Here is a 12,616-nt window from a genome sequence, read left to right as displayed (position 1 = left end):
ATGCTCGATTTCAATACATATCAGCAACTGCTTGCACTGTACTCGGACTATGCCGCAGCAATCGACAACAACGAATGGGACAAATGGCCGGACTTCTTCACGGAGGTGTGCGTGTACAAAGTCCAGCCTCGTGAAAACTTCGAGCGCGGTTATCCGCTCGCCACACTGTCGTTCGAGAGCCGGGGGATGTTGAAGGACCGGATCTACGGGGCGACCGAGACCATCTTTCATGATCCGTACTACCAGCGGCACGTTGTGAGCGTCCCGCGCATCCTGAAGGTCGAAGCCGAAACGATCCGGTCGGAAGCGAACTATGCAGTATTCCGAACCAAGCCTGACGAAATGTCCACGGTGTTCAATGTCGGCCGCTATCTCGACACAATCCGCCGGACAGACGAAGGATTGAAGTTTGAGTCGCGTATATGCGTTTTTGATAGCGAGATGATCTCTAACTCGCTGATCTACCCGATCTGAGGTTTGAGATGACACGGCAATGGATGAAGGTTATCGAGTTGATTGAAGTTCCCGCCGACGACGTCGTCGCAGTGCAGGCGGGAGACAGGGAGCTGGCCATCTACGGTGTGGATGGCGAGGTTTTTGCCACCGACAATATCTGCACGCATGGCCACGCCCGTCTCTGCGACGGTTTTGTGGAAGGGCACGAGATCGAGTGCCCGTTGCATCAGGGAAGGTTCGATATCCGGAGCGGAAAAGCGATGTGCGAACCCCTGGCGGCGGATATCCGGACGTATCCGGTCAAGATCGAAGACGGCAGCGTCTACGTGGACATTTAGGTCGCAGGAGAGACAAAGGGGCTGCAGGTCAGGCGTAAGGCCGATCGGCACCACCAGAAATCCTCTGATGAAATGGGCGTCACGTTGCCCGTGACATGCCGCGACATAATTGTTGAATGGAGATTGCAGGGCGGTTCATTCATACTCCACTTCGTTGCAGGAACGCCAGAAAGACGCAGATTCAACGCAGTTCCGACCCGGCATTTTCCTGTGCATATAGAGCGCCGATGATCAGCTATCCATACTTGTTTATCTCATCGGACGACGTGTTTGAATAATCGAGACACGATGGTGTCGATGACAGGAATGAACATGCTGAATATTCTTAAGATGTTAGCCGGGCGAAGCTCTCTTCGTGCACTGTCCGCGTTGGCTTTCTGCGCTGTCCTGCTGACCGGCTGTGCTGGTGGTGTAACCAACGTGAGTGCTTTTCCAGCGGCGTCGCAAGTGCGGCCGGAGACCATTTATGTCTATACATTTGCGAGCACGCCGGACCAGGTGAAACTCGACGGTGGTTTGCTTCAGAAGGTGAAGTCGCAATTCGACAGCGTGTCGACCATGCAGAAGCAAGCTGACAGCGCCGTTGAAGTGCGCGAGCAGGTGGCCGATGAAATCGTGAAGCAATTGCAGTCAATGGGCTTGCACGCCGTGCGTGCGGATTCGCCGGCGCCTGCGGACCGGAATGTCCTGATCGTGCAGGGAAGCTTCGACACGATCGATGCCGGGAATCGCCGCCGCCGGATGCTGGTTGGTCTGGGCGCGGGGAAAAGCCAGGTCGGTACGTCCGTTCAGGTCGTGTATCAACCGGCGGGCCAAATGCCGAGGCTGGTGCAGAGTTTCGATGCGAAGGCGGACAGCGGCAAGGCGCCTGGCGTGGCGGAAACGGCCGGGATTGGCGCCGCGGCCGGACATGTCGCGACATCGGCTGCCGCAGGCGTGGGTCTGCATGCGGTGTCCGAGACGAAACACGCCGGCGTGTCGGCGGACGCGAAGCGGCTCGCCGATTCCATCGCGAAGCAGCTCGCGCAGATCGGCGTAGCCGAGGGCTGGATGACGCCTGATCGCATCAAGGGTTAATGCACGACCGTATGCTTGTAGTCGTGTGCCGTCTCCTTCACATATGACCAGTACCGGTCATTGTCTGCGGTCAAACCCAGTTCCCCGTTTTTGTAGGCTATCGCCAGTGCAAGGTTTGCCTCGGCCAGCTCGGCTTCGCTGGCGAGCGTCAACCAGTGGAGGGCGCGGGCGTCGTCCCGGGGCACGATCCCGTCCTCGCGATATACATTCGCCAACTGGAATTGCGCTTGCGGCACGCCTGCCAGTGCAGCGCGATTGAGCCAGTAGAACGCAAGCTGGCGGTTGCGTGCCACGCCGTATCCGTTCCTGTAAATCGAGGCAAGATAGAGCGCTGCAAAACCGGCCGGATTATCGTCGAGGTCAGGCGCTTCCCTGACGACTGCCGGCAGATTCACCGGGCCCTTTGGCGCGGCCTTCATCAACCAGTGCCGGCTCTCCACATAATCCACATCAATGCCCGGCTGGCCTTTGAGCAGAAGCTTGCCCAACTGAAGTTGCGCTCGGGCGTTGCCGAGGCGGGCTGCCTGCCGAAGCAGATCCACACCATGACGTACGTCTCCGGTGTCTGCGCTCGCGATCAGCACATGAGCAAGCGCCAAGCGCGCGGCAGGATTGCCCGCCGCTTCAGCGACTCGCAGGCACCACACCGCAAGCGGTTGATGCGTGGACATGGCTTGCATTCGCCAGTCGTCGACGCGTTCCGTGCTGACATGGCGCGCAGCGATACCGGTGATGCCGGCAGCGCCGAGCATGGCGGCACACGCCAGCGCTGCGGCAATCATCATTCGTTTTTTCATGACGCTCATTGGCTCAGATCGATGCGATAAACCGCCAGTCCCTTGCCCGTGCCATCGTCTGCCTGGATCTGCGCGATATTCGTGATGCCCTGGGTCTGTGCGAGGGACGCAAGGTTGGGGGCAGAGGCGAACGTGACCGGACCCTGGGTTGCGACCTTGGCGAATCGCCAGCTTCGATCCACGCCATTTGTCGCGCTGGTCATCGACTTGATTTTCTTGATGTACGAGATCAGCACATCGCGATTCGCATCGGGAGAGGCATAGATCGTCTTGCTGCCGTCAAGCCCCGGGAAGTTGCCGGCGCCACTTGCACGGTAGTTGTTCGTCGCCACGATGAATGCCTGATCAGCCGCAACCGTCACTCCCTTATAGGAAAGATTCTGGATCCTGCTGCCGACCGGTTGGGTGACATCGATCTGATACGTGAAATCCTTCGACGTAATCATGTCGAAGTTGTATCCGGGATAGTTGCTGACAAGAGCTTGCGCGGTGGTCTTGGCCGGATCGATCCGATTGAATCGTTGGGCAGCCGTTTCAAGCCATGCTTTCAGGTCCGCACCAGCGACTTTGACGGCATACACCGTGTTCGGATACAGATACAGGTCGGCGGCATTGTTGATGGCGACGTTGCCTGCGGTGACGTCGGTGAAGTCGTTACCGCCGCCGAAGCCGCTCTTGAACGGCGCGCTCACTGACAGAACCGGAATGCCTGCGTACTGGGGAAGATTCGCCGCGACGTAGTCTGCGACGTACTGCGCTTGCGCCTGGTTGACGATCTCGATGGCGGAGACGTCACCCACGTCGGCGAAGTAGGTGGTCATGCGAAAGTCAGTGGTTCCTACCGGCGTCTTGACGTAAGCGATCGTTGCCGCGTGCTCGGCTGCAATCGCGGCCGAGATCGCCGGATCAGCGGCGACATAGGTCTTGTCGGCGTTCTGAATGGGACGGGCTTCGACCTTCGTCGCGCTCTTGTCGATCACCCATGCACCCTTCGAATAGGTCATGGACAACGACACCACGCCAAGATGCTTGCCCCAAAAATTGGCCATCACGGTCGGAACGCCATTCACGGTTCCCTTCACCTTGTCGACGCCGGGAAGATTGAACGGCGTGTAGGTGCTCGCTGCATCCGGGAAGATCTGGTGCGAATGGCCGATCATCAATGCGTCAATGCCCGGTATCGTGGACAAATAGTAGCTGCCGTTTTCCATCGATGGAGAATACGGCGACGCGTCGAGTCCCCCGTGAGACAACGCGACAACAATCTGCGCACCTTCAGCGCGCATTTGCGGGACATACTTTTCCGCCGTCTCCTTGAGTCCCTGTGTAAAGACGTTTCCGTCCAGATACCGCTTGTCCCACGCCATGATGGCCGGGGGCGTAAAACCGATACCGCCGATTTCACGGGTGCAGTCACTTGCTTGCCGTCAGTCGTGGTTGCTGTGAGGTTACGCGTAACGATCGTATAAGGCTTGAAGATGGGCTGCGAACTCTTTGCACCAAGGACGTTTGCCAGGACAAGCGGGAAGCCCGGTCCCGAGCAAGTCGATTGCTGGGCGACCGGCGGCATGTTCGGGACGTCCAGTTTCGTGCCGGTGACTTGTCCGAGAAAGGGCAGGCCGTAGTTGAACTCATGATTTCCGATGGTGCCCGCGTCGTACTTCAACGAATTCATCACCTTGTAGATCGCTAGTGTGGTCTTGCAATCAACCGGTGAGACCTGGGCTTGATAGTCGGCGAGCGCGGCGCCCTGGATAGTGTCGCCATCGTCCAGCAGCACCGTGTTGGGGAACTCCTTGCGCGCAGCGGCAATCAGGGTTGCGGTACGTTCCAGACCGATCGACTTGTCTTCCGCCAGTTTGAAATAGTCGTAGCTCAGACGTTGGTGTGGATGTCGGTGGTTTCCAGCAAGGCAAGCGTCGCCTTTGTGCCATCGGCTACTTGCGGCGCGGCAGCGTCGTCGCTGCTGCCGCATCCGGCCAAGGCTCCGATCAATGCGGCAACGCTTATTTTCAGGAACACGGGCAATGCTTTGTCAATTCGTTTCGATCTCGCGCGCAACATGGAATCTCCTCGGCCATTCGCCTTTTTTGACGAGCACGAATGTGCATCCGTCCAATGAAGCCGCGAGCTTATGTAATGAATATGACAGTTATCTGTATGGTTCCGGTGAGATTTTCACCGCAATTCGACGGCGCGTTGGCCATGAAGGCGGACAGCCGCATAGCGCGAGGCGTGGTGGAAACAGCGGAGATTGGCGCGGAGAGAGTTGGATGACGCCTGCTCGCACCAAGGGCTCGCGCCCTTGCGTGTAGTCAGGCGTCAGGCATCAAAGGTCAAGGATCGAAACCGGTGGGTTCAGAAAGGGACTTCAGCCACGTGCCAAAGCACGCCGGAAGGATCGAAGATGAACCCGACCTTCATGCCCCAGCTTTGCAGCGCCGGCTCGCGAGGGGCACCGACCGAAAACTGTTCGACAAGCTCGCCGGGTTTCGTTTTCTGCCACCACGAATCCACATCCCGGACGAGAAGCTGAATCATGCAGTTTTCGGCAAATTCCTTTACGTAAAAATTCTGAAGAATGAAGCTGAAACTGCCCAGCTTCAATACCGCAATGCTCTCGTCCTCGTGGGTCAGCGTGAACCCCAATGCGCGATAGAAACGCTTTGAAGCATCGAAGTCTTTCGCGGGCACGAAAGGTCGGATAGCGAGGATCTGGTCCATGATGGTTCGTCACTCCGCAAGATGAGGTTGCTTCCATTGTGGGCGAAACAGCACGGGAATTTTATCAAGCTGCAAGGCGCACCGGAAACACGCAGCAACCGGCCGCATCCGGAGCGATCGGAGAACTCATGCAGCGGTCGCGGTCAACTGCCGCAGCTGTTCCAGCAGCATGACCGCCGGGCGAGGCAGGATGCCCTGGCGGCGCCGGAAGGCCATTAGCGTGCGGCGTGCGACGAGTCCTGGAATGGGCAGGGTATCGAACACGCCGGCCGCGCTTTCGGTGTCGTACATGGGTGCGGCCATCCAGCTTAAAAACCGCGCTCGCGTGACAAGACTCTTCAGGACGGTGATGGAGCGGGTCTCGACCGCGATCTCCGGCATGGGGAGTCCATGCTCGGCGAACACGCGCTGCATGTGCTCGAACGGGCCTGTGCCACGAGGCGGCACGCACCACTGCTGACCGAGGGTGTCGGCGAGGCATAGATCGGTTTTGGCACGCAGCGGGTGATCGAGCGCGGCCACCACGTAGCTCGTGTCTTCCCAGCAACAATCGGTTATGGCTGCAATCTCGGCCGTATCGGGCACTGCCATGCTGAGCGCGAGATCGATTTCCTGCTTGAGCAAGCTGTCGGCGAGCCGGTCCCACACACCCTCAATAATCTGCACGCGCAAGTTCGGCCAGCGGGCCAGCACGCCGCTGACCGCCAGGGGCAGCACGAGCGTTGCAATGCTTGCCACGGCGCCTACCCGGATCGTGCCTTTCGCGAGGCCGCGGATTGCATCGATCTCTTCACGCGCATTGTCCGCTTCATGCAGCAGCAGGGTGGCGTGCGGGAGCAGGGCTTCGCCGATCGCGGTCAGTTGCATGCCTTTCGAATGGCGTTCGAACAGAGGCGCGCCGAGCTCTTCCTCCAGTCTCTTGATCGTGCGGCTCAGAGCCGGTTGCGTCACATGGAGAACCTCCGCTGCGCGACCGAGGCTGCTGCTTTCGACAATCGTTGTGAACGCATGAAGTTGCTGAAGACTAAAGGTCATTATTGCCCGGGAGCGGAAGACAAAAGGGAGAGCGGATCAGCACGCTTCCCTTAACAATAGTGGAAAATCATAGCGACGGCCATGCATGCCAGTGTGCCTGGGCATGATTGCCCGAATGCAGCTGCGTCCGGGATTGCAGCAGACGCCTGCAACATGCGTCCGGCATCCATGGCCACCTGTCGGGGTCGAGGCACTATCCGTTCCTGACGTGATCGGTTCGATCATTGGGCAAGCGTGTCCTCGCGATAGGTAGAGCGCTTCATGGGACATGCATTTCAGGTGTAAAGTTGGGCACCCCCGCCCCGAGTTTTGCCAATGTCCAAAACCATGCCCGATCCAGCCAGCCAGGAAACCGCTCGTCTCGTGCTCCAGATGGACGCAGCCATTTCGGCATTCAGGGCAGGGCTCAGGTCGGGGGTGCAAGCGCTCGATGCGGCGGCCCAGATTGTCACCCGCGTTTCGCCTTTGAGCGGCAGCGTGCCAGCAAGTGGGATACGCCGGACAGAGCGTCGTGTGCCCCATCGGCCGAACAAGGTGGAACTCGCCATGCTCACCGCGCTTGCCGACACATACGGCGCTGAAATGCTGACCAACTCCTCCCTTGGTTACGTTTTGCGTCTTTTTGCGAGGGATGGCGGCGTGGCGCTCGGACAGCGGGTGCTGTTCGGTGAGTCGGCCTCAGACCAGCAACTTTCAATGATGCTCACGGCCGCCCGCATCGCGCTTACCCACATCTCGATGACCTTCCCTGATGCGTTCTTCGAGGAGGCCAATGCTCTGATCGTGGGCTTTCGACCGCGGCCGCCGGCCGGATCTACCGAGTAGAGAGCAAGTAAATGAGCGAGCACGGGCACGTGTCGCCCAGGCAATGAAGCCGTGCAGCCAGGGCTGGAATGACTGCATTCGAAATGCTTGGCCTCTCCAACACTAAACCCTGCGATCCGGCCGTTCATGTTGCATAGCGGCCAAGATATCCTTCATTTTTACGGCGGCTCAAATCAATCTCACTGACGGCGTTCTCGGCGCCAGCCTTCAGGCGCTCAATCTGCCCGAAATACTCGGGGTCGTTGTCGCGCTCGTGCTTGGCGGCATGGTCAAGGGGGTCGTCAGCATTGGCGTGCCACTTATCGCCATGCCAATATTGAGTCAATTCCTGCCGATCAAGCAGGCAGTGCTTCTTCTGTCAATGCCGATCATTCTCGGCAATATCCCGCAAGCGCTGGAAGGCGGCGAGATGCTACCCACGGTCCGCCGTATTGCGACGGTCCTTATTGGCACCGTCCTGGGAAATATCGTGGGCGTGACGGTCTTGATCTCACTCGCACCGCATCGCGCACAAGCTGCTGCCGGTGGTCTGCTGATGCTTGCCGCGCTTTTGTTGCTCGCCGTGCCGAAGCTCACGCTTTCTCCTGCATTGGCCAGGCCTGCGGGTTTTGTGTTTGGATTTGGCGCGGCGGTGATGGAAAGCATCGCGTCGGTGCCCGGCCCCTTGCTTGCGATGTATCTGATTGCGACGGGGGCAACAGGCAAGGCATTTACCAAACAGATCGCGATCATTCTCGTTGTATCAGTCCTTACCCTGATCCTTACCTTCAGCGGCGGCGCTCATACGAGCGTGACCGACATCGCTATTTCAACCTCGGCAAGCATCCCCGTTATTGCCGGCATCATGCTCGTACGCCCGCTTCGCGACAAACTCCCGCCCGGTGCGTTTCGAATCCTGGTGCTGCTTTTTGTGCTTGCCGCTGCGTTTCAAATGATCTGGAAATCACACGTCTTGTAGGGTTCGGGTTGCAAACTGGCATGCCGCGGCCAGACTTGAATAAGAAAACGTAAAAATCGATCAGGATGATTAAATGAATGGGGAGGGAGATCGCAGTGTTGACGGCATCCAGCCGCTTGTAGTCGCTGCTGTAGTCATCCATGATCCCGGGCACGATATCAGTCCGGTACCGTGGCCGGCCGCGCTTGCTGCGCATGGGTCAAATCATCGCCACGAGCGCTCACAGCGGACCGGCGTCATGCATTAGAACTGCGGCGCCACGCCGTCCTTTTCGACGAACAGCACGTGCGCGTCATAAACTCCGCCCGCACCCGGCGTCACTACGACGAACACTTTCTTCCCCGCAGTCAGATCCGTTCTGGCCGCCGGAACCGGCGTCACGACCGGGACACTTTCTGGCACCGTCACCGTGCTGCTGCCGCCCTTGTACGACAGGTTCAGTTCACGGCCGCTGGTGCCGGTGACAACCGACACCACGTTTGCATTAGTCATTGTGCTTTGAGGGCCGAAGTCATAAGCGAAATGCCCTTCGGCCGTCCCGCGTGCCGCCTCGGGAAAAACGATCATCGAAGTGGCCGTCAATTTTCCATCGCCGCCCGCGAGCGCCGGCGTCCCTACGTACGAACCGACCTTGGCATCGGAAAGCTTGGCGGGCTTGAGCGCCGACACACCAACGTCCGGCTTGACATCGATCGACACGGTGTCGCCGCTGTTGCGGTGCACGGTCAGTATCTCGCCTTTGAACGACACGATATCGCCGCGAATTCGTTCCGGTTTGACGTCAGGCGCTTGTGCAAATGACACGCTTGAAAACGCGAGGGCAGCGAGCAAAAAACCTAGTTTGTAATGAATCGACACGAGTTACTCCATCTACATGAATGCGGTTGAATCGGGACGCCGCCACGATCGCGGCAAGCATCTTGCGCGGTTGGATTTGTGCTCTGCATGGGACCAGAGTAAGCGCTAAAGCGCTTACTCTGGTCGACACAAACCGATCAGGCCAGGCGATTCTTCATGGCCAGGACGTCGATCGACTCGATCGCCGGAGGGCTTGCCAGCATCTCGTCAGCGCTTGCCATCAAGGCATTGGCCATGTCGCCGACCAGGTGTGCCTGGCGATCGTCTTCAGTCGCAAAGGCGTCGAATACACCGAACGTCGTTGGCGAGAACCTGAGGGCGAACCAGACCGGCGTGGTCGCCTCACGATTGGTCATTTCAAGGCCGGCAGTAAGGAAGTCTGCTACCGCCTGCTCCTTTCCCGGTTTGGCTTCAAGTCGGACAAACAAGGCATGCCTGATCATCTTTGCTCTCCAGTGTCCGCATGAGAGGTTCATGCAGTGATCGACACTGTACAAACAGAGTGCGCCGGGGAATACTGTCTCAATCGACAATCTCGGTACCAATCCTGCCATGCGAATTTTTGTCCTCGCGCTTGATGGAGTATTCGATACGGGTCTTACCACCGTGCTCGATAGCTTGACGATGGCCAACAGCCTCGCGCACGCGACGGGGGTGACCACGGCGGGCTTCGAGATCACGGTGGTGGGGGTGCGGTCCGAGGTGCGTACCGCGCTTGGGATGCAGGTGTCCGTGTGCGATATGAGCCACGCCCCTGCGCCGGATTGGGTCGTCCTGCCGGCGCTCAACCGCATGACGGCCGAGACGCTTGTGCCTGTGCTAGGCCGGGACGATGTGGTCGACGCGTTAGGTGCTTTGCGTTCGTGGCGCAGCGGCGGCGCCCGCGTTGCAGCCGCCTGCACGGGTACGTTCGTGCTGGCTGAAAGCGGCTTGCTCGACGGTGGCGAAGCCACGACCACCTGGTGGCTCTCGCCGCTGTTCCGGCAGCGTTACCCGCACGTGCGCCTGGACGCGCATCGTATTGTCGTTCCCAGCGGCGGCGCGCTGACGGCAGGGGCGGCCCTGAGCCACGTCGACCTTGCGCTCTGGTTGATCCGCAATAAGAGCCCCGAGCTTGCGGCGCTCGTGGCCAAGTACCTCGTATTCGATGTGCGGCTGTCGCAGTCTGCGTATGCGATCTCCGATCACCTTGCCCATTCGGACCCGCTCGTCGAGCGTTTCGACCGTTGGGTGCGTGAACACCTGGAAACGGCAATCTCGCTCGACGTGGTCGCCGATGCATTGGCGACCAGCAAGCGGACCTTGACGCGACGTCTGGACGCGGTGCTCGGTAAAACACCCGTCGAGTACATTCAGGATCTGCGGGTGGAGCGTGCCGTTCATCTTCTCAAGACGAGCAAGCTCACCGTTGATCGCATTGCCGAGCAGGTCGGGTATGCGGACGGCCACACGTTGCGAACATTGCTGCGGCGGCGGATAGGGAAGGGTGTGCGTGAATTGCGTGCGTCGTGAGAGCGTCCTTGCGGCGTATCTGCACAAGTCGAACTTGATGGCTGCAATTCCAGCCACATCTTCACGAGCGTGCATGACTATCTGATCTTGATGACAACCTTACCCTTTACGCGTCCGGTTTCGACGTAAGCCAAAGCCTCTTGGGTTGACTCGAACGGGAAAACGCGATCTATCACGGGCCTTATGGCGCCCGCGTCGATGAGCTTGGCGATCTCGCTCAGTTGGCCGCCATCAGGTCGCATGAAAACAAATGAATAGCTGACGTGATGACGTTTCGCCGCTTTTCGGATGCGATAGCTCAGGAAGCGCATCGCCGTTTTCAGGAACCATGACGCGCCTGTCTCTTTGGCAAAATCAGGATCAGGCGGACCGGCGATCCCGATGAGTTTGCCACCCGGCTTGAGCACTCGCAGCGACTTCTCCAGGGTATTTCCACCCTGCGTATCCAGAACTAGATCGTACTCCTTTAGAATGGTCGAAAAATCGTCTTGCTTGTAATCGATGACAATATCCGCTCCGAGGCTTTTCACCAAGTCGATATTCCGAGCGCTCGTGGTCGTTGCGACAGTCGCTCCCACATGCTTGGCCAGTTGAATGGCAAACGTACCAACGCCGCCCGAGCCCGCATGGATGAGTACTTTTTGCCCTTTCCGGAGTTGCCCTTTTTCGATCAGCGTCTGCCAGGCAGTCAATCCCACCAGCGGGATTGAAGCCGCTTCCTCCATTGTGAGAGCGGTGGGCTTGAGGGCTACGCCATCCTCTTTGACCGCAATGAATTCTGCGAAAGTGCCAATGCGATCCTTATGCGGCCGCGCATAGACCTCATCGCCCGGTTTGAATTGTCGTACGCGCGATCCGACGCGAACAACCACGCCGGCCAGGTCGTTGCCCAGAATCAGCGGCAAACGATACGGCAAGATGAGCTTGAACTCTCCATCCCTGATCTTCGAATCGAGAGGGTTCACGCTAGCGGCGTGGATCTGGATCAATACGTCGTCCTCGCGCGCCTCCGGGGGCGGCATATCGGCAGCTCGTATGCCATTCTTGCGTCCATATTGATCGACGACGAATGCCTTCATCACGGTTCCTTGTCAGTGTCTTGTTGCATCAGACGGCCACGAGGCCACCGGCCGTATAGCGGAGTGTTGGGCAAGCCGCAATGTCGGCCTGCAGTACCGTTTCGGCCGCAACCCCGGGACCATCCGCGCCTTCGACTAACTGTTTCACTCTTCCGGTTTCCATACTGCCCTTCCGAATATGAGGGGCGCTTTTACGTGGTCTGTCGAATATTCACCACGCTATAATATGATAGGTATCATATTGATGATTCAACGAAAATCGACGTCGGGCTGGCGGACTCACGCATCCGTCGGCGCGAGTTTTTTCAACGCGGCTTCAAGAAAACTTTCCGACAACTTGGGGTCGTCAACGGCGCGCGCCAGCACCATGGTTCCAACCATGGTGGCCACTGTCGTAAGCGCCTGTTCGTGCGCGCCAGGTTGGCCCCAATCCGGCGATTGGCGCGCAACGACATCGATCATCTCCTTGATACGGCGAGTGGCCGCGCGCCGCACAACTGGCGCCTGGCGGGGCATCTCCGAGCCGAGGGCAGACACGGGGCAGCCATTCTCGATATCTTCACAATGCTGCTTCGACAGATAGGCGCGCACCAATGACGGTAATGCCTGCTCTGGCGGCCCGGACGCGGCGATTTGCTCCGACAGGGCCACGGCTTCAGCGCCGGCGCGGTCAGCCGCTTCGGCAAGCAGTACCTCGCGCGATGGGAAGTGCGCATAGAAGCCGCCATGCGTCAGGCCGGCCTCCTTCATGATGTCCGCCACGCCCGTGCCGTCGTAGCCGCTCCGACGAATCGCGCGCGCCGCAACCTCCACGATGCGCTCGTGCGTGATTTCCTTGCGGCTGACGGTTTTCCGATTGATTGACACTTTCTTCATGATGGTCATCATATAACGTTTCGGCGCAATGTGCTGTGCGGAGCGATCTTGTTGAAGATCCGCTTGACCCTCACGTAGCGT

The 12,616-nt window shown here is 58.9% G+C and carries 14 protein-coding genes and 1 pseudogene; 6 read left to right on the top strand and 9 right to left on the bottom strand.

The features are described from left to right. The 3 genes from ABH944_RS09945 to ABH944_RS09935 all read left to right on the top strand — a co-directional run bounded on the left by ABH944_RS09945 (position 1) and on the right by ABH944_RS09935 (position 1,871). The gene (locus ABH944_RS09945) at positions 1 to 474 is read left to right on the top strand and encodes an aromatic-ring-hydroxylating dioxygenase subunit beta (RefSeq protein WP_404606604.1); all 474 of its coding nucleotides are present in this window, start codon (positions 1 to 3) and stop codon (positions 472 to 474) included. A gap of 8 nt (positions 475 to 482) precedes the next feature. After that, positions 483 to 794: a non-heme iron oxygenase ferredoxin subunit gene (locus ABH944_RS09940; protein ID WP_404606602.1), complete on the top strand. Its 312-nt coding sequence runs from the start codon at positions 483 to 485 to the stop codon at positions 792 to 794. A gap of 312 nt (positions 795 to 1,106) precedes the next feature. Beyond that, positions 1,107 to 1,871 carry a DUF4410 domain-containing protein gene (locus ABH944_RS09935; RefSeq protein WP_404606601.1) on the top strand — a complete coding sequence of 255 codons (765 nt, stop codon included), beginning with the start codon at positions 1,107 to 1,109 and terminating at the stop codon, positions 1,869 to 1,871. On the opposite strand, the gene ABH944_RS09930 is transcribed toward ABH944_RS09935, so the two are convergent. The 4 genes and pseudogenes from ABH944_RS09930 to ABH944_RS09915 all read right to left on the bottom strand — a co-directional run bounded on the left by ABH944_RS09930 (position 1,868) and on the right by ABH944_RS09915 (position 6,427). After that, positions 1,868 to 2,668: a tetratricopeptide repeat protein gene (locus ABH944_RS09930; protein WP_404606600.1), complete on the bottom strand. Its 801-nt coding sequence runs from the start codon at positions 2,666 to 2,668 to the stop codon at positions 1,868 to 1,870. The two genes, ABH944_RS09935 and ABH944_RS09930, sit on opposite strands and share 4 nt — an antisense overlap. Before the next feature lie 5 nt (positions 2,669 to 2,673). Next, a pseudogene (locus ABH944_RS09925) lies at positions 2,674 to 4,732 on the bottom strand (bifunctional 2',3'-cyclic-nucleotide 2'-phosphodiesterase/3'-nucleotidase). A 294-nt stretch (positions 4,733 to 5,026) separates the two neighbouring features. Continuing rightward, positions 5,027 to 5,392 carry a VOC family protein gene (locus ABH944_RS09920; RefSeq protein ID WP_404606598.1) on the bottom strand — a complete coding sequence of 122 codons (366 nt, stop codon included), beginning with the start codon at positions 5,390 to 5,392 and terminating at the stop codon, positions 5,027 to 5,029. A gap of 126 nt (positions 5,393 to 5,518) precedes the next feature. Further along, positions 5,519 to 6,427 carry a LysR family transcriptional regulator gene (locus tag ABH944_RS09915; RefSeq protein ID WP_097273984.1) on the bottom strand — a complete coding sequence of 303 codons (909 nt, stop codon included), beginning with the start codon at positions 6,425 to 6,427 and terminating at the stop codon, positions 5,519 to 5,521. 315 nt (positions 6,428 to 6,742) lie between these two features. On the opposite strand from ABH944_RS09915, the gene ABH944_RS09910 reads away from it, so the two are divergent. After that, complete coding sequence (locus ABH944_RS09910; RefSeq protein WP_404606596.1) at positions 6,743 to 7,252, top strand: hypothetical protein; 510 nt, start codon at positions 6,743 to 6,745, stop codon at positions 7,250 to 7,252. A 124-nt stretch (positions 7,253 to 7,376) separates the two neighbouring features. On the opposite strand, the gene ABH944_RS09905 is transcribed toward ABH944_RS09910, so the two are convergent. Continuing rightward, on the bottom strand, positions 7,377 to 7,577 hold the full coding sequence (locus tag ABH944_RS09905; protein WP_404606594.1) for a hypothetical protein: 201 nt from the start codon (positions 7,575 to 7,577) through the stop codon (positions 7,377 to 7,379). Between ABH944_RS09905 and ABH944_RS09900 the strand changes: the two genes are divergently transcribed. Beyond that, positions 7,482 to 8,210 carry a TSUP family transporter gene (locus ABH944_RS09900; RefSeq protein ID WP_404606947.1) on the top strand — a complete coding sequence of 243 codons (729 nt, stop codon included), beginning with the start codon at positions 7,482 to 7,484 and terminating at the stop codon, positions 8,208 to 8,210. The two genes, ABH944_RS09905 and ABH944_RS09900, sit on opposite strands and share 96 nt — an antisense overlap. A 243-nt stretch (positions 8,211 to 8,453) precedes the next feature. Here ABH944_RS09900 and ABH944_RS09895 read toward each other — a convergent pair whose 3' ends face one another. Both ABH944_RS09895 and ABH944_RS09890 read right to left on the bottom strand, forming a co-directional pair. Beyond that, positions 8,454 to 9,068, bottom strand: a complete 615-nt coding sequence (locus tag ABH944_RS09895; RefSeq protein ID WP_404606592.1) for a hypothetical protein — start codon at positions 9,066 to 9,068, stop codon at positions 8,454 to 8,456. Positions 9,069 to 9,205: 137 nt separating this feature from the next. Beyond that, the gene (locus tag ABH944_RS09890; RefSeq protein ID WP_404606591.1) at positions 9,206 to 9,511 is read right to left on the bottom strand and encodes a putative quinol monooxygenase; all 306 of its coding nucleotides are present in this window, start codon (positions 9,509 to 9,511) and stop codon (positions 9,206 to 9,208) included. A 109-nt stretch (positions 9,512 to 9,620) separates the two neighbouring features. Between ABH944_RS09890 and ABH944_RS09885 the strand changes: the two genes are divergently transcribed. Continuing rightward, a complete protein-coding gene (locus ABH944_RS09885; RefSeq protein WP_404606590.1) occupies positions 9,621 to 10,580 on the top strand; it encodes a GlxA family transcriptional regulator in 960 nt (319 codons plus the stop codon). Between the two features lie 77 nt (positions 10,581 to 10,657). Here ABH944_RS09885 and ABH944_RS09880 read toward each other — a convergent pair whose 3' ends face one another. Further along, positions 10,658 to 11,659 carry an NADP-dependent oxidoreductase gene (locus ABH944_RS09880; RefSeq protein WP_404606589.1) on the bottom strand — a complete coding sequence of 334 codons (1,002 nt, stop codon included), beginning with the start codon at positions 11,657 to 11,659 and terminating at the stop codon, positions 10,658 to 10,660. A 279-nt stretch (positions 11,660 to 11,938) separates the two neighbouring features. Continuing rightward, the gene (locus ABH944_RS09875) at positions 11,939 to 12,547 is read right to left on the bottom strand and encodes a TetR/AcrR family transcriptional regulator (protein ID WP_404606587.1); all 609 of its coding nucleotides are present in this window, start codon (positions 12,545 to 12,547) and stop codon (positions 11,939 to 11,941) included. Positions 12,548 to 12,616 lie beyond the last annotated feature (69 nt).

The sequence above is a fragment of the Caballeronia udeis genome (assembly GCF_044909315.1).
Lineage (GTDB): Bacteria > Pseudomonadota > Gammaproteobacteria > Burkholderiales > Burkholderiaceae > Caballeronia > Caballeronia udeis_A.
The sequence above is the reverse complement of the archived record's forward strand: the minus strand, read 5'-3'. Positions and strand labels throughout refer to the sequence as shown.